The organism is Pseudomonas sp. GW823-FHT03E05, from assembly GCF_058796855.1.
In genome coordinates this window covers 228,516-245,696 of sequence record NZ_JBXAJB010000004.1, presented here as the reverse complement: position 1 = coordinate 245,696, position 17,181 = coordinate 228,516, and the positions used below count along the sequence as shown (strand labels likewise).

Genomic DNA, 17,181 nt, shown 5'->3' with positions numbered 1-17,181 from the left:
GTTGGTTCTCCGGTTTCTTATTGTGATGCTCGGCACGCAGGCACTTGTAGGCGCGGGCTTGCCCGCGATCCAGGCGCGCTGTTCGACCCGATTGATGGGGCTCGCTCATCGCCGGCGAGCCGGCTCCTACAGGTATACGCGGTATCTGCAGGGGCACGGCTCTCCAGTGATGGACGGCTTACGCGTCCTGGTAGCTCTCGATCGAAGGGCAGGCGCACACCAGATTGCGGTCGCCGAACACGTTGTCGACCCGGCCAACCGGCGGCCAGTACTTGCCTTCCACCAGGGATGCCACGGGGTACACCGCCTGTTCACGGCTGTATGGATGGGACCACTCGCCCACCAGTTCGGCCGCGGTGTGCGGAGCGTTCTTCAGCGGGTTGTCGTCCTTGTCCAGGGCGCCGTTTTCCACTGCGCGGATTTCTTCGCGGATGCGGATCATGGCGTCGCAGAAGCGGTCCAGTTCTTCCTTGGATTCGCTTTCGGTGGGCTCGATCATCAGGGTGCCGGCCACCGGGAAGGACATGGTCGGCGCGTGGAAGCCAAAATCGATCAGGCGCTTGGCCACGTCGTCCACGCTGATGCCGCTGCTGTCTTTCAAAGGACGCAGGTCGAGGATGCATTCGTGGGCCACCAGGCCGTTGCTACCGGTGTAGAGCACCGGGTAGTGCTCTTCCAGGCGGCGCGAGATGTAGTTGGCATTGAGGATCGCCAACTGCGAGGCGCGCTTGAGGCCGGCGCCGCCCATCATGCTGATATACATCCAGGTGATCGGCAGGATGCTGGCGCTGCCGAACGGAGCGGCACAGACCGCGCCTTTCTTGTTTTCCAGCGCGGCATGGCCGGGCAGGAAGGGTGCCAGGTGCGACTTGACGCCGATCGGGCCGACGCCCGGGCCGCCACCGCCGTGGGGAATGCAGAAGGTCTTGTGCAGGTTCAGGTGCGACACGTCGCCACCGAACTTGCCCGGCGCGCAGAGGCCGACCATGGCGTTCATGTTGGCGCCGTCGATGTACACCTGGCCGCCGTTGTCGTGAATGATGCCGCAGATTTCGCGGATGCCTTCTTCGAACACGCCGTGGGTCGACGGGTAGGTGATCATCAGCGCGGCGAGGTGCTCGCGGTGCTCGATGGCCTTGGCCCGCAGGTCCTCGATGTCGACGTTGCCGCGGGCGTCGCAGGCGGTGACTACCACGCGCATGCCGGCCATGTTGGCAGTGGCCGGGTTGGTGCCGTGGGCCGAGGAGGGAATCAGGCAGATATCGCGGCGCTCGTCGCCACGGCTCTGGTGATAGGCACGAATGGCCAGCAGGCCGGCGTATTCGCCCTGGGAGCCGGCGTTGGGCTGCAGCGACACCGCGTCGTAGCCGGTGGCAGCGCACAGCATGGCTTCAAGTTCGGTGGTCAGTTGCTGGTAGCCGGCGCTTTGCTCGGCGGGAGCGAAGGGGTGCAGTGCGCCGAACTCGGCCCAGGTGATGGGGATCATCTCGCTGGCGGCGTTGAGCTTCATGGTGCAGGAGCCCAGCGGGATCATGGTGCGATCCAGGGCCAGGTCCTTGTCCGCCAGCTTGCGCAGGTAGCGCATCAGCTCGGTTTCCGAGTGATAGCGGTTGAATACCGGGTGGCTGAGGATCGCCGACTGGCGTGCCAGGGCAGCGGGGATGGCGCTGGTGACCGCCGCCGCGAGTGCCGCGAAGTCCGGCGCGGGCTTGCCGTCGGCCAGCAGGCTCCACAGGGTTTCAACGTCGGCTTGAGTGGTGGTTTCATCCAGGGACAGGCCCAGGCGCTCGGCGTCTATCACCCGCAGGTTGATGCCCTGGGCGCGTGCCTTGTCGTGCAGCGCGGCGGTGTCGGCACCAGTGCGCAGGCTCAGGGTGTCGAAGAAGCTTTCCTGCTCCACGGTCAAGCCCAGCTGGACCAGGCCCTTGGCCAGGATCGCGGTCAGCTGGTGGATGCGCTGGGCGATCTGGGTCAGGCCCTTGGGACCGTGGTACACGGCATACATGCTGGCGATGTTGGCCAACAGGACCTGGGCGGTGCAGATGTTGCTGGTGGCCTTCTCGCGGCGGATATGCTGCTCGCGGGTCTGCATGGCCAGGCGCAGGGCCGGCTTGCCGAAACGGTCCACCGAGACGCCCACCAGGCGGCCGGGCATGTCGCGCTTGAAGGCATCGCGGGTGGCGAAGTAGGCCGCATGCGGGCCACCAAAGCCCAGGGGCACACCGAAGCGCTGGGCACTGCCGATGGCTACGTCGGCGCCGAATTCCCCGGGCGGGGTCAGCAGGGTCAGGGCCAGCAGGTCGGCGGCCACGGCCACCAGGGCGTTGGCAGCGTGGAAACGCTCGGTCAGCTCGCGGTAGTCGAACAGGTCACCGTTGCTTGCCGGGTATTGCAGCAGGGCGCCGAAGAACGGGCTGACGTCGGTCAGCTTGCGCTCATCGCCCACCACCACGTTGATCCCCAGGGGCTCGGCACGGGTGCGCAGCACATCGAGGGTCTGTGGGTGGCAATGCTGCGAGGCGAAGAAGGCGTGGCTGCCCTTGTTCTTGCTCAGGCGCTTGCAGAAGGTCATGGCTTCGGCGGCGGCGGTGCCTTCGTCCAGCAGCGAGGCGTTGGCGATCGGCAGGCCGCTCAGGTCGCTGATCAGGGTCTGGAAATTCAGCAGGGCTTCCAGGCGACCCTGGGAGATTTCCGGCTGGTACGGGGTGTAGGCGGTGTACCAGGCGGGGTTTTCCAGGAGGTTGCGCAGAATCGGCGACGGCGTATGGCAGTTGTAGTAGCCCTGGCCGATATAGGTCTTGAACAGCTGGTTCCTGGCGGCGATGGCCTTGATCGAGGCCAGGGCCTGGGCTTCGCTCAGGCCCTGGCCCAGCTCCAGCACGCTGGTGCCCTTGATGCTCTCGGGAATCACGCTGGCGCTCAGGGCTTCCAGGGAGTCGAAGCCGAGGCTATTGAGCATGGCTTGCTCATCGCCCTGGCGCGGGCCGATGTGGCGCGCGATGAATTCGTTGGCGGTGCTCAGGTTGACGGTCATGGCGGCTCCTCAGGCTTCGGCGCTGGCTTTGATCAGGCGGTCGTAGGCGTCCTGGTCCAGCAATTGGCCAACGGCAGCGGCATCGGCAGGGATGAAGCGGAAGAACCAGCCTTCGCCCAGCGGGTCTTCGTTGACCAGTTCCGGGCTGTCTTCCAGGGCCGGGTTGGTGGCGACCACTTCACCGTCCAGGGGCATGTACACGCCGCTGGCGGCTTTCACCGATTCCACGGTGGCGGCTTCGGCGCCCTTGTCGTAGCCCTGCAGCTCCGGCAGTTGCACAAACACCACATCACCCAGGGCGTTCTGGGCGAAAGCCGTAATGCCGACGGTGACAGTGCCATCCGCTTCGGTACGCAGCCATTCGTGATCTTCAGTAAAACGCAACTCGCTCATGGAAACTCCTCAGGGGCCAGACTCGTCTGGTGGACGCGATTGAATGCTCGGACAGCGCCGAGCCGAATGGCAATGTCCATAGCAAGAACACGGCCAATATTTATTTGGCCGTTGTAAATCAAGGGGTTGAGTGTTTTTTGTAGAGAATGGAATTTCACGGCCGTAGCGAAAACGCTACAGCACGGGGTGCGGAAAAAAGGCTTTGAGGATCAAAGCCTTGCACGGCTGCGATTGCAAGGCTTTGTAGCGAAATCGTTCCACTGTAGCGCTTTCAGTACAGATGGAGGTCGCTTTCAGAGCGGCAGGCGCAAGCTCAGGCCTTGCTGGGAATGCCGTATTTGCGCAGGCGGTGGGCAATCGCGGTATGGGAGGTCTGCAAGCGGTTGGCCAGTTGCCGGGTCGAGGGGTAACTGACGTAGAGGTTTTCCAGCAGCTCCTTCTCGAAGGCTTCCACGGCCTGTTCCAGGCTGGCCACTTCGGCATCGTTCTGGCGGGCTACCGAGGTGCCGGCAATGTCCAGGTCACCGATGTCCACCAGGTTGCTCTCGCAGATCGCCGCCGCACGGAAGATCACGTTCTGCAATTGCCGCACGTTGCCCGGCCAGCGGTTGCCCAGCAGCGCCGGGTAGGTCCCCGGTGTCAGCCGGCACACCGGCCGCTGGATCTGCGCGCAGGCCTGCTGCATGAAGTAGCGGGCCAGCAGCAGGATGTCCTGGCCGCGTTCGCGCAGCGGTGGCACTTCCACGTTCAGCACGTTGAGGCGATAGAACAGGTCTTCGCGGAAGGTGCCTTCGTTGACCATTTTTTCCAGGTCACGATGGGTGGCGCTGAGGATGCGCACGTTGACCTTGATCTCGCGATCGCCACCGACCCGGCGAAAGCTGCCGTCATTGAGAAAGCGCAGGAGCTTGGCCTGCAGGTAGGGCGACATCTCGCCGATTTCATCGAGGAACACCGTGCCCTGGTTGGCCAACTCCATCAGCCCCGGCTTGCCGCCGCGCTGGGCGCCGGTAAAGGCGCCGGGGGCATAGCCGAACAGTTCGCTCTCGGCCAGGTTTTCCGGCAGTGCCGCGCAGTTCAGGGCCAGGAACGGCGCGCCGTGGCGGGCGCTGATGGCGTGGCAGGCACGGGCCACCAGTTCCTTGCCGGTGCCGGTTTCACCCTGGATCAATAGTGGTGCGTCCAGCGCTGCAACCCGCTGCGCCCGGGCCTTGAGGGTGCGGATCGCCGGTGATTCGCCGAGCAGGGCATCGAAGCCTTCGGCGTGGTCGTGATGCAGGGCCGAGAGCCGTTCACCGATGCGGTTGGGCGGGTACAGGGTCAGCAGGGCACCGGCGTCGGTAATGGGAGTGGCGTCCAGCAGCAGGGTCTGGCCATTGACGGTGATTTCCCGCAGCGGCAGGCGAAAGCCGTTTTCCAGCAGGGCCTCCAGCAGTGCGGGGTCGGCAAACAGCTCGGCGACGCTTTCCCCGGCCGGTTCGCGACCATACAGGGCGATCAGCGCCGGGTTGGCCAGCAGCACTTTGCCGGCACTGTCCAGGGCCAGCACCGGATCGGTCATGGCCGCCAGCAGGGCGTCCAGTTGCAGGTGCCGGCGTTGCCCGGGAAGGATGTCCACCACCGTCACCGCCTGCACGCCACGTACGTTGAACAGCGCATCGCGCAGTTCTTCCAGCACCTGGGGGCTCAAGGTCGGGGCATCGATATAGACGTTGGGCGGCACCATTTCCACCGCATCCAGGTTGAGGTTGCGCCCGCCCAACAGGGCCAGGACTTCCTGGGTGATGCCGACGCGGTCGATGAAGCTGACGTGGATACGCATGGGGTGACTGACGGTTCTGCAAAGCGGAGGGTGGCCAGTATGCCTTGGGGCAGGGGCTTAGTCGAAATCGTCACGCATGCCGCAAGAGCCGGCTAGCCGGCGAAGGCGGGCCGGGCAGCGATGCAGGGCCGTGGTCAGTTCGCCGGCACGTCGGCCCCAGCAGGGGATCGGGGGTTATGCAAGGTGCTCGGGTTTCACCGGGTCGCCGGGCTTGACGTCCAGTTGCTTGCGTACGTCCTCGAACATTTCGTCGTAGTACTTGTGCATCGAGGCAATGCTGGCGCTCTTGGGCAGGCCGTGCTGCTGGGCGAGGCGGGTGGCGTGGCGGGCGAAGTCGAAAGCCAGGTCCTTGGCCAGGAAAAACTGCTCCTTCAGGGACTTGTCTTCGATGGTGCCGTGCAGGGTGAACAGCATGCCCTTGCCCTCCTTGGGGTCGTGGGCCACTTCGTAGTCAATGCACAGGTTGTAGCTGAAGTCGTCCTTGTTCAGCGCATGGCGCTCGATATGCAGGTGACCGGGCTCAAACATGGCCATAGGCTTCTCTCCTCCAGGGCTTTGAAATGAGGGCAGGCGCCGGGCCTGCCCCGAGTTTTCACTGCAAGCGTCTTACAGGTAACTGATGCCAGGTTGCGCGGTGCTGATGCGGGTGCCGGCCTTGCCCTGGACGATCGCTTCGATGTCCGAGAGTGAACCGATCACTGCGGTTTTGCCAGTGTGCCGGGCAAATTCGCAGGCGGCCAGGACCTTCGGCCCCATGGAGCCGGCGGCAAAGCCCAGCTTCTCGATTTCGTCCGGGTGGGCCTGGCCGATGGCCTTCTGGGTCGGTTTGCCGAAGTCGATGAACGCCGCGTTGACGTCGGTGGCGATCACCAGCAGGTCGGCTTCCAGTTGCTCGGCCAGCAGCGCCGAGCACAGGTCCTTGTCGATCACGGCCTCGATGCCCTTGAGCTTGCCATCCTCGCCGTACATGGTGGGGATGCCGCCACCGCCGGCGCAGATCACGATGCTGCTTTTTTCCAGCAGCCACTTGATCGGACGGATCTCGAAGATGCGCTTGGGTTTCGGGCTGGCCACTACCCGGCGGTACTTGTCGCCATCCGGGGCGATGGCCCAGCCTTTTTCCTTGGCCAGCTTCTCGGCTTCTTCCTTGCTGTAGACCGGGCCGATGGGCTTGGTCGGGTTCTTGAATGCCGGGTCCTTGGCGTCCACTTCCACCTGGGTCAGCAAGGTGGCGAACGGCACCTCGAAGTCCAGCAGGTTGCCCAGTTCCTGTTCGATGATGTAGCCGATCATGCCTTCGGTCTCGGCGCCTAGCACGTCCAGCGGGTAGGGCGAAACCTGGGTATAGGCCGCCGCTTGCAACGACAGCAGGCCGACCTGCGGGCCATTGCCGTGGGCAATCACCAGTTGGTTGCCGGGGTGGATCTTGGCGATCTGTTCGGTGGCGATGCGGATGTTGGCGCGTTGGTTGTCCGCGGTCATGGGTTCACCACGGCGGAGCAGGGCGTTACCGCCCAGTGCAACGACGATACGCATAATGCAGTCCTTCTAGAGTCCGGTGCCGGCGCCGCCTGGGCGGCCCCGGTGCTGGAGGGGGATTACAGGTCGGCCAGGGTCGAAACCAGGATCGCCTTGATGGTGTGCATGCGGTTTTCCGCTTGCTCGAAGGCGATGCAGGCGGGCGACTCGAACACGTCGTCGGTCACTTCAATGCCGTTGGCCAGGTGCGGATACTGCTCGGCGATCTGCTTGCCGACCTTGGTATCGCTGTTGTGGAAAGCCGGCAGGCAGTGCATGAACTTGGTCCGTGGGTTGCCGGTGGCTTTCATCAACTGGGCGTTGACCTGGTAGGGCAGCAGTTGCTCGATACGCTCGGCCCAGGCTTCCACCGGTTCGCCCATGGAGACCCAGACGTCGGTGTGAATGAAGTCCACGCCCTTGACCGCGGCTTTCGGATCCTCGGTGAGGGTGATGCGGGCACCGCTTTCCTCTGCGTATTGCTTGCAGCGCTGCACCAGGTCGTCATGGGGCCACAGGGCCTTGGGCGCGCAGATGCGCACGTCCATGCCGAGCTTGGCGCCCACCAGCAGCAGCGAGTTGCCCATGTTGTTGCGCGCATCGCCCAGGTAGGCGTAGCTGATCTCGTGGATCGGCTTGTCGGCGTGCTCACGCATGGTCAGCACGTCGGCGATCATCTGGGTCGGGTGGTATTCATCGGTCAGGCCGTTGAACACCGGAACCCCGGCGAATTTCGCCAGTTCTTCGACGATTTCCTGCTTGAAGCCGCGGTACTCGATGGCGTCGTACATGCGCCCCAGCACTCGGGCGGTGTCCTTCATGCTTTCCTTGTGGCCGATCTGCGAGGAGTTGGGGTCGATGTAGGTGACGTTGGCGCCCTGGTCATAGGCCGCCACTTCGAAGGCGCAACGGGTACGGGTCGAGGTCTTTTCGAAGATCAGGGCGATGTTGTTGCCCTTGAGGTGCTGCTGCTCGGTGCCGGTGTACTTGGCGCGCTTGAGGTCGCGGGACAGGTCCAGCAGGTAGCGCAGCTCACGTGGGGTGTGGTGTTCCAGGCTCAGCAGGTTACGGTTGTGGATGTTGAAAGCCATGATGGATCTCCTTTGATTTCGGTCGTCCACTTGCCGAGGCCCTTTGTAGGGGCAACGGCAAGCTGCTATGTCGGATAGGGTCGCTTAGTAGTCGATGGGGTCGCGGATGATCGGGCAGGTCATGCAGTGGCCGCCGCCACGGCCCCGGCCCAGTTCGCCGGCGCTGATGGTGATGACCTCGACCCCGGCCTTGCGCAGCAGGGTGTTGGTGTAGGTGTTGCGGTCGTAGCCGATGACCACGCCGGGCTCCACGGCCACCACGTTGTTGCCGTCGTCCCATTGCTCGCGCTCGGCGGCGAAGGCGTTGCCACCGGTTTCCACCACGCGCAGGGCCTTGAGGTTGAGGGCCTTGGCCACGGTGTCGAGGAAGCTGGTCTCTTCGCGACGCACATCGATGCCGCCGGGCTTGCTTTCGTCAGGGCGCAGGCTGAAGGCGACGATCTGGCTCACCACTTCCGGGAAGACTGTGACCAGGTCGCGGTCGCAGAAGCTGAACACGGTGTCCAGGTGCATCGCCGCGCGGGATTTCGGCAGGCCGGCGACGATCACGCGCTCCACGGCCTTGTGCTTGAACAGGTTCAGCGCCAGTTGGCCGATGGCCTGACGCGAGGAGCGCTCGCCCATGCCGATCAGGACCACGCCGTTGCCGATCGGCATCACGTCGCCGCCTTCCAGGGTGGCGTTGCCGTGTTCCTGGTCCGGATCGCCGTACCAGATCTGGAAGTCGGCGTTGGTGAACTCGGGGTGGAACTTGTAGATGGCGGTGGTCAGTAGGGTTTCCTGACGTCGCGCCGGCCAGTACATCGGGTTCAGGGTCACGCCGCCGTAGATCCAGCAGGTGGTGTCGCGGGTGAACTGGGTGTTGGGCAGCGGCGGCAGGATGAAGCTGGAGTGGCCGAGGAAGTCGCGGAACATCTCGATGGTCTTGCCACCGAAGCTGGTGGGCAGGTCATCGGCCGATACACCGCCGATCAGGTACTCGGCGACCTTGCGCGGCTCCAGGCTGCGCAGCCACGAACCGACTTCATTGACCAGGCCCAGGCCGACCTGGTTGGCGGTGATCTTGCGCTCCAGAATCCAGTCCAGGGCTTCGGGCATGGCGACAATGTCGGTCAGCAGGTTGTGCATTTCCAGCACATCGATATCCCGCTCACGCATCTTGGTGACGAAGTCGAAGTGGTCGCGTTTGGCCTGGGCCACCCACAGCACATCATCGAACAGCAGTTCATCGCAGTTGTTCGGGGTCAGCCGCTGATGGGCCAGGCCTGGGGAACAAACCATGACTTTGCGCAGTTTGCCGGCTTCGGAATGTACGCCGTACTTAACTTTTTCCGTGGTCATTACTGTGATCCTCCAGAGACAAAACAATCGGGGGTGTTGCTAGAGCTATAGGGTCAGGAAGCCGTCGTAGAGTCCGTAGGCCGCCACCAGGGCGCCTATGACCACTGCGGCAAAAATCAGCTTCTCGACGTTGGTGAAAATCGGTTTGTGCAGTTCCATCTTGGCCTTGGCGAACAGCACCACGCCGGGGGCGTAGAGCAGGGCCGAGAGCAGCAGGTACTTGACCCCGCCGGCATACAGCAGCCAGATCGCGTAGAGCAGGGCGATGCTGCCGATGATCAGGTCCTTCTTGCGTTCGGCCAGGGCCTGTTCATAGCTTTCGCCGCGCACCGCCAGCAGTACTGCGTAGGCCGCCGACCACAGGTAGGGCACCAGGATCATCGAGGTGGCGAGGTAGATCAGCGACAGGTAGGTGCTGGCCGAGAACAGGGTGATGACCAGGAAGATCTGCACCATGGCATTGGTCAGCCACAGGGCGTTGGCCGGTACGTGGTTGGCGTTCTCGCGGCGCAGGAACTCCGGCATGGTGTGGTCCTTGGCGGCGGCGAACATGATTTCCGCGCACAGCAGCACCCAGGACAGCAGCGCCCCCAGCAGCGAGATGATCAGGCCGACGCTGATCAGTACCGCGCCCCAGTGGCCCACCACATGCTCCAGCACTGCCGCCATGGACGGGTTCTGCAGCTTGGCCAGTTCCGGCTGGGTCATGATCCCCAGGGACAGCACGTTCACCAGCACCAGGAACAGCAGCACGGTGATGAAGCCGATGACGGTGGCCTTGCCCACATCCGAGCGTTTCTCCGCCCGGGACGAGAAGATGCTCGCGCCCTCGATGCCGATGAACACCCACACGGTGACCAGCATCATGTTGCGCACCTGGTTCATCACGCTGCCCAGGTCCGGATTCTTCACGCCCCAGATGTCGGCGGTGAAGATATCCAGCTTGAAGGCGAACAGGGCGATCAGCACGAACAGCAGCAGCGGCACCACCTTGGCAACCGTGGTCACCAGGTTGATGAAGGCCGCTTCCTTGATGCCGCGCAGCACCAGGAAGTGCACGGCCCAGAGCAAAACAGAGGCGCCGATCACGGCCGCGGGGGTGTTGCCCTCGCCGAAGATCGGGAAGAAATAGCCCAGGGTGCTGAACAGCAGGACGAAGTAGCCGACGTTGCCCAGCCAGGCGCTGATCCAGTAACCCCAGGCCGATGAAAAGCCCATGTAGTCACCGAACCCGGCCTTGGCGTAGGCGTAGACGCCGCCATCCAGATCAGGTTTGCGATTGGCTAGAGTTTGGAAGACGAAGGCCAGGGTCAACATGCCGACAGCGGTAATTGCCCAACCAATAAGAACAGCACCAACATCGGCGCTGGCGGCCATGTTTTGCGGTAAGGAGAAGATCCCGCCGCCAATCATGGAACCCACTACCAGGGCGACTAAGGCGCCCAGTCTTAGTTTACCGGGGGATTCAGACATTGCATGACTCCAATGCAGGAGAAGAGAGACGTCAGAGTAAATCTGCTTGCAATCCGAACAGCTGACTCAGATCAGTTCATTACTGCATTCCGTTGTGAATGAATGACTTAAGATTTGTTGCGGGGGGTAGAATGCTGCCCGGAGAGGGCCATTCCAGACAGGTTTCGATCTCCTTATCAGTAGCGGTTCTCATTGCCGACGACGTTTGAAACTAGACCCTTTTGGGGAATGTGCAAATCTTTCAGCGGCATTGATTAATCACTTGGTAGTGATGGCACTTAGTGCATATACATAACAAAACAGTCGCTTATTCAGGGCCTTCTACGGGGTGTACAGACGCCCGTTGCTTAAAGGATAAATAATTGACTGTTACTGTTAGACGCAAATTTGTAGAAGTTATTTAATAGCGTGTAGCTTTAATCGCCAGATCGACTCACTGAAGCAGAGGTAGGGATGTCACAACCGGCGCAGAAGCTGCAACTCGGTGCATTGATCGCCCTGGTGGTGGGTTCCATGATTGGCGGCGGGATCTTCTCGCTGCCGCAGAATATGGCGGCCCGGGCCGATGCCGGAGCGGTGCTGATCGGCTGGGCCATCACCGCGGTGGGGATGCTGACCCTGGCCTTCGTCTTCCAGACCCTGGCCAACCGCAAGCCGGAGCTCGATTCCGGGGTCTACGCCTATGCCAAGGCCGGGTTCGGCGACTACATGGGCTTTTCATCGGCCTGGGGTTACTGGATCAGTGCCTGGCTGGGCAACGTCGGCTACTTCGTCCTGCTGTTCAGCACCCTGGGCTATTTCTTTCCGGTGTTCGGCCAGGGCAATACCCCGGTGGCCATCGGCTGTGCCTCGGTCCTGCTGTGGGCCGTGCATTTCCTGGTGTTGCGGGGGATCAAGGAGGCGGCGTTCATCAACCAGCTGACCACGGTGGCGAAGATCGTGCCGCTGGTGATGTTCATCGTCATCGCTGCCGTGGCATTCAAGGCGGATATCTTCACCCGGGATATCTGGGGCCGCAGCAACCCGAACTTCGGCGGGGTGATGGACCAGGTGCGCAACATGATGCTGGTGACGGTGTTCGTGTTCATCGGTATCGAGGGCGCCAGCGTGTATTCGGCCCGGGCGCAGAAGCGCGCCGATGTCGGGCGGGCCACGGTGATCGGTTTTCTCGGGGTGCTGGCGCTGCTGGTACTGGTCAACGTGCTGTCGTTGGGGATCATGAGCCAGCCGGAGCTGGCGCAATTGCAGAACCCTTCCCTGGCGGCAGTGCTGGAGCATATCGTCGGCCCCTGGGGCGCCTTGCTGATCAGCATCGGCCTGGCGGTTTCCCTGCTGGGGGCCTTGCTGTCCTGGGCCTTGCTGTGCGCCGAGATCCTCTACGCCACCGCCCGGGACCGGACCATGCCGGCTTTCCTGAAGAAGGAAAACGCCAACCATGTGCCGGTCAATGCCTTGTGGCTGACCAACGTGATGATCCAGATCTTTCTGCTGATCACCCTGTTCTCCGCCGGCACCTACACCAGCCTGATCTACCTGGCGTCGTCGATGATCCTGGTGCCCTACCTGTGGTCGGCGGCCTATGCGGTGCTGCTCAGCGGTCGCGGGGAAACCTACGAGCAGGCCTCCCGGGAACGCAAGAAGGACCTGTTCATCGCCACCGTGGCCCTGAGCTACGCCATCTGGCTGCTTTACGCCGGCGGCTTGAAGTACCTGCTGCTGTCGGCCTTGTTGTATGCGCCGGGGGTGATCCTGTTCGCCAAGGCCAAGCATGAGCAGGGCGAGCCGTTGTTCACCCCGCTGGAAAAACTGATCTTCGCGGCTGTGGTCATCGGCGCCTCATTGGCGGCCTATGGCTTGTACAGCGGTCTGCTGGCGCTGTGATTCATCACCTGCCCTACCAGGGCGCCTACGACTGGCCGGCGATGCTGGGCTTTCTCAGGGCCCGCGCCATCGAAGGCCTGGAGGTGGTGCGGGGCGATACTTATGCCCGTACCTTCGCGCTGGCGGGCGGGCAAGGCACCTTGAGTGTCTGCCCGGGGCCTGCAGGCCATTTGCAGGTGCAGTTGCAGGGGGCCGAGCAGGCCCTGCTGCCCCAGGTGCTGGCGCGCTTGCGCCGGCAATTCGATCTGGACGCGGACCTGCCCCTGATCAACCGCCATCTGGCCCGTGATCCGCTGCTCGCACCGTTGCTGGCGGCACGCCCGGGCCTGCGAGTACCCGGGGCCTGGGACGATTTCGAGCTGGCCATTCGCGCCGTGCTGGGCCAGCAGATCACCGTGCAGGGCGCGATCCGCCTGGCGGGCAAGCTGGTGGCGGTGCATGGCCGGTTGCTGGCCAGTCCCGACCCGCAGTGGCCCGGTTTGACCCACCTGTTTCCCATTCCCCAGGTGGTGTCCACTGCCAACCTAGCCGACCTGGGAATGCCCCGCAGCCGGGCACGCACGCTGTCTGCCGTGGCCCAGGCCTTGCTCGACGATCCACTCCTGTTCGAACCCAGGGCCAGCCTGCAACAGGGGGTGGAGCGCCTGTTGCAATTGCCGGGAATCGGCGATTGGACCGCGCAATACATCGCCCTGCGCCAGTTGCGCGAGAGCGATGCCTTTCCGGCGGCGGACGTAGGCCTGTTCAACGCTGTGGCACGTCTGCAGGGGCTGCGGCCCAATGCCCGCCAACTGCTGGCCCGGGCCGAGGCCTGGCGGCCGTGGCGCGGTTATGCGGCGCAGCATTTGTGGGCGGCCATGGGCTGAAACGGTCTGCCGGTTCCTACGGGATCAACTGCCAGCCAAGGCCTTCACCACCATCTGGGGCGATGGGCGCCCAGGGCGGTGGCCGGGCAACTCCACTGCACCGGCGTTCCATTGATGTGCAACGGCACCCGCAGGCGCCGCGCCGGCCCCCAAGGGGTCTGTTCCAGCACCAGCCCCTGATCCTCGTGGTCTTCGGCGCGCAGTGGAATTTCGGCGGTTGCTGACGGGGAATGATCAACCAGCAACTGGGCGGTACGGGCCAGGGACAGGCGCGCCGATGCGCCCTGCTCGCCGCTCAGGGACCGGGTCAGTGCCCGCAGGGCGCTGGCTGCCATCAGGTAACCGGTGGCGTGATCCAGGGCCTGGACCGGCAGTGGTACAGGCCTGTCCGCGGCTTTCCAGGCCATGCCGGCTTCGGCGATGCCGCAGCTCATCTGCACCAGGCTGTCGAAGCCCCGGCGGTTGCGCCAGGGGTCGCTCCAGCCGTAGGCATTGAGGCTGACTTCGATCAGCCCCGGAGCGATTTTCTGGCGTGCCTGGGCGTCATAACCCAGGTGTTCCAGGGCATCGGCGCGGTAGCCATGCAGAAGCAGGTCGGCCTGCGCCAGCAGGCCTTCGAACAGGGCACGCTGCTCAAGGTCGTGCAGATCGAGGCGCGCGCAGCGTTTGCCCAGGGTCACCTCCGGCTCCAGGGCCGGCTCGTTCCAGTGTGGCGGATCGATGCGCAACACCTCGGCCCCGAGCCCCGCCAGCAGGCGGCTGGCCACCGGGCCCGCCAGGACCCGGGTCAGGTCCAGTACCTTGAGCCCGGCCAGGGGCCGGTCGACGCGACCGCTCCAGGCCCTGTGCCGCTGATCGGCCTGGGGCAGCCAGTGCACCAGGGGTTCGCTGTTTACCGCCCGGCCCTGGGGGTGGGCCTGCCACTGCGCCCAGCTGCGCATCTGCGCGGCACAACCGCCCTGGTCGACTATCGCCTGCTCCAGTTCCAGGGCGTTCCAGGTGGCCACCTGGGCGGCCATGGCCGAGCGTTCGGTCACCGCTCCCAGCACCCGTTCGGCGGCGGCACGGTGCTGAGGTGCGTTGGTGTGCAGGCGAATCCAGCCGTCGCGGCTGGCGTAGTCGCCGGCAATCGGGTCCCAGGGTGATGGCAGGCTCCAGCCCTGCGGGCGGATCGAGCTGGCGAACCAGAACGAGGCCAGGCGCCGGTCGACGCTGACCTCTGGCAGGCGTCCGGTCTGGCTGTACAGGAGTTCAGCGACTGCCTGCCCGGCAGCGGCAATGCTGGCGCTGGCCAGGTCGGTCACGGCGAAGGCCGAGGGCAGGGCGCCCAGGCCTGTTTGCCGGATGCTTGATGACGCCAGGCCCAGCGCGGCCTGGATGGATGCGAGTAACTCGGTCATGGCCCACTCCGCGGATCAGAGGAGGGCATTGCACCCTGAAACTGCCGCGGCTGTCGATCACCCCTGGTCATCGGCCGCGGCTGGCGCCGGAGCAGCGCTTACACGCGGAACTGATCCATGAGTTTCATTTGCTGGGTGGCCAGGGCATTGAGCTGGCTGCTGACCTGGGCCGACTCACTGGCCTGTTCGGTGAGGGTTTCGGTCACGGTGCGAATCGCCGAGACGTTGCGGTTGACCTCTTCGGCCACCGCGCTCTGCTGCTCGGCAGCGCTGGCGATCTGCAGGTTCATGTCGCTGATCACGGTGACCGCGTCGCTGATCTTGCCCAGGGCCTGGACTGCCTGCTGGATCTGCCCGGCATTGTTCTGCGCCTGGCTCTGGCTGGCGTGCATGGTGGTCACCACATCCCGGGTGCCGCTCTGGATGCGTTCGATCACCACGCGGATTTCCTCCACCGAGTCCTGGGTGCGCTTGGCCAGGTTGCGCACTTCATCGGCCACCACGGCGAAACCGCGGCCGCTTTCCCCGGCGCGAGCCGCTTCGATGGCGGCGTTGAGGGCCAGCAGGTTGGTCTGCTCGGCAATACTGCGGATCACTTCCAGCACCGACCCTATCTGTTCGCTGCTCACCGCCAGGGCTTCGACTTCCCCCACCGCCTTGCTCACCTCGTCGGCCAGCAGGCTGATGTCCCGGGTGCTGCGCTCGATGATGGTCATGCCTTCCTTGGCCGACTGGTCTGCGCCACGGGCGGCCTGGGCGGCATTGGAGGCACTGTTGGCAACATCGTGGGCAGTGGCGCTCATTTCGTTGGAGGCGGTGGCCACTTGATCGATTTCGCGGAACTGCACTTGCATGCCTTCACTGGTCTGGCGGGCGATCTCCGAAGACTGGTCGGCGGTGCCCCGGGCTTCGGTGATGCTCTGCTTGATCTGGGCGATGGTCGGTTGCAGCTTGTCGAGGAAGCGGTTGAACCAGCCCACCAGTTCGCCGAGTTCGTCTTTCTTGCTGTAGTCCAGGCGCTGGGTCAGGTCGCCGTCGCCGCTGGCGATGGCCTTGAGCATCTGCGCCACGCTGTTGATCGGGCGGGTCACGCCCGAGGCGCTGAGCCAGATCAGCAGCAGGCCCAGCAGGCCGGCGCCGACGGCCACCAGTACGGTTTTCACCGTACCGCTGGTCTGGGCCTCATCCAGCAGGCCTTGCAGTTTTACCGAGTCTGCCAGCAGCACTTGTTGCGGCAGATCGATGGTGACGCCCCAGGGCTTGGCATCGGCAATCGGGCTGAAGGGGTAGACCGCGCGGATCAGTTCACCCTGTTGCAGGACCTTGTTCTGGTTGCCGGCGAGCAGCGCGAGGATATCCTTGCCCTGGGCGCCGAGGGTTTCGTTGATGTTCTTGCCGACCTGGCTGGCATCGGCGCCCACGGCCGCCAGCAAGCCGCTGCCGGCGACGATCATCATGTGCCCGGCACCGTTGAACAGAAAGCGCTGGGATTCGCCGGCCGCGGCCTGCAGGGAGTCCAGGGCGATGTCGACGCCAATCACCCCGATGACCTTGCCGTCCACCAGCAAGGGCTGGGAGATGGTGGTCATCAGCACCTGTTTCTTGTCCTCGCCGATGGTGTCGGCGTAGGGGTCCAGCAGGCAGGTACGGCGGCTGTCGCGGGGGCAGGTGTACCAGACGTTATAGGGGGTGCCGCTGAGGTTGAGGGTGGTCTTGGTCAGGTCGTCTTCCACCATCACGGTGTTCAACTGCTGGCCCCCGGATCGGCTCCAGTAGGTGGCGAAGCGCCCGCGTTCGTTGGAAGCACGGGCTGCGTCATTGAGAAATTCGCTGTCCTTGCCATCCAGGGCGTTGGGTTCGTAGGCCAGCCAGATGCCGAGCACTTTGGGATTGCGCTCGAAGGCGGTCTTCAGGCTGTGGTTGAGCTCTTCGCGCAGTGCCGCAGCTTCCAGGCCGCGCTTGCTCGCCATGTCACGCAGGTCGCGTACCTGGTCCGCCAGGGCGGTGATCACCAGGTTGCTTTCACCGAAAGTCTTCTGCACCCGTACTGCCTGGTCGGCGGCCTTTGCCTGCAGCAACTCTTCGACCCCGGCGGTGAGCATCCGCGTGCTGGAGGTGTTGACCAGTTGGTTGTTCTGCTGGCTCTGGTACAGGTTCATGCCGACGATCAGCGCCACTACGCCCAACAGGCACAGTCCGGACAACAGCACTATTTTCAGGCGAATGGAGAGAGAGTCGAACATGGGGGCGATCTCGCGAAAGGACGGATGGAAAGCACGGAATCGGATGACTCCGGTCGCCAAGTCCATTCAGCGCTATGCCCGGAACATCGGCTCGGGCGGCCTTTGCGTGAGGGGCTGCC

The 17,181-nt window shown here is 64.0% G+C and carries 12 protein-coding genes; 2 read left to right on the top strand and 10 right to left on the bottom strand.

Annotated features, from left to right (window positions below; genetic code table 11):
* Positions 1-178: 178 nt before the first annotated feature.
* From gcvP to arcD (AC1RCO_RS17935), 8 genes are all read right to left on the bottom strand, one after another.
* Complete coding sequence (gene gcvP / locus AC1RCO_RS17970) at positions 179-3,034, bottom strand: aminomethyl-transferring glycine dehydrogenase (protein WP_492617913.1); 2,856 nt, start codon at positions 3,032-3,034, stop codon at positions 179-181.
* A 9-nt stretch (positions 3,035-3,043) separates the two neighbouring features.
* Entirely contained in the window at positions 3,044-3,427 is a 384-nt protein-coding gene (gene gcvH, locus AC1RCO_RS17965) for a glycine cleavage system protein GcvH (RefSeq protein WP_492617912.1), read from the bottom strand.
* Between the two features lie 313 nt (positions 3,428-3,740).
* The gene (gcsR, locus tag AC1RCO_RS17960; protein WP_011062893.1) at positions 3,741-5,249 is read right to left on the bottom strand and encodes a transcriptional regulator GcsR; all 1,509 of its coding nucleotides are present in this window, start codon (positions 5,247-5,249) and stop codon (positions 3,741-3,743) included.
* Positions 5,250-5,423: 174 nt separating this feature from the next.
* Complete coding sequence (locus tag AC1RCO_RS17955; protein ID WP_011062892.1) at positions 5,424-5,783, bottom strand: DUF5064 family protein; 360 nt, start codon at positions 5,781-5,783, stop codon at positions 5,424-5,426.
* A 72-nt stretch (positions 5,784-5,855) separates the two neighbouring features.
* Positions 5,856-6,785 carry a carbamate kinase gene (arcC, locus tag AC1RCO_RS17950; RefSeq protein WP_492617911.1) on the bottom strand — a complete coding sequence of 310 codons (930 nt, stop codon included), beginning with the start codon at positions 6,783-6,785 and terminating at the stop codon, positions 5,856-5,858.
* 62 nt (positions 6,786-6,847) lie between these two features.
* Positions 6,848-7,858 (bottom strand): ornithine carbamoyltransferase, encoded by a 1,011-nt coding sequence (locus tag AC1RCO_RS17945; RefSeq protein WP_015636749.1) that lies wholly within the window; start codon positions 7,856-7,858, stop codon positions 6,848-6,850.
* An 84-nt stretch (positions 7,859-7,942) separates the two neighbouring features.
* Positions 7,943-9,199, bottom strand: a complete 1,257-nt coding sequence (gene arcA / locus AC1RCO_RS17940; RefSeq protein WP_011062889.1) for an arginine deiminase — start codon at positions 9,197-9,199, stop codon at positions 7,943-7,945.
* 45 nt (positions 9,200-9,244) lie between these two features.
* The gene (gene arcD / locus AC1RCO_RS17935) at positions 9,245-10,672 is read right to left on the bottom strand and encodes an arginine-ornithine antiporter (RefSeq protein ID WP_011062888.1); all 1,428 of its coding nucleotides are present in this window, start codon (positions 10,670-10,672) and stop codon (positions 9,245-9,247) included.
* A 453-nt stretch (positions 10,673-11,125) separates the two neighbouring features.
* On the opposite strand from arcD (AC1RCO_RS17935), the gene arcD (AC1RCO_RS17930) reads away from it, so the two are divergent.
* Together arcD (AC1RCO_RS17930) and AC1RCO_RS17925 are read left to right on the top strand one after the other, a co-directional pair.
* Entirely contained in the window at positions 11,126-12,553 is a 1,428-nt protein-coding gene (gene arcD, locus AC1RCO_RS17930; RefSeq protein ID WP_011062887.1) for an arginine-ornithine antiporter, read from the top strand.
* Positions 12,550-13,419, top strand: a complete 870-nt coding sequence (locus tag AC1RCO_RS17925; RefSeq protein ID WP_492617910.1) for a DNA-3-methyladenine glycosylase family protein — start codon at positions 12,550-12,552, stop codon at positions 13,417-13,419. Before arcD (AC1RCO_RS17930) ends, AC1RCO_RS17925 begins: the two co-directional genes overlap by 4 nt.
* Positions 13,420-13,463: 44 nt before the next feature.
* Here AC1RCO_RS17925 and AC1RCO_RS17920 read toward each other — a convergent pair whose 3' ends face one another.
* Both AC1RCO_RS17920 and AC1RCO_RS17915 read right to left on the bottom strand, forming a co-directional pair.
* Positions 13,464-14,819, bottom strand: a complete 1,356-nt coding sequence (locus AC1RCO_RS17920; protein WP_492617909.1) for a CoA transferase — start codon at positions 14,817-14,819, stop codon at positions 13,464-13,466.
* A gap of 98 nt (positions 14,820-14,917) precedes the next feature.
* Entirely contained in the window at positions 14,918-17,062 is a 2,145-nt protein-coding gene (locus AC1RCO_RS17915; RefSeq protein WP_011062884.1) for a methyl-accepting chemotaxis protein, read from the bottom strand.
* Positions 17,063-17,181 lie beyond the last annotated feature (119 nt).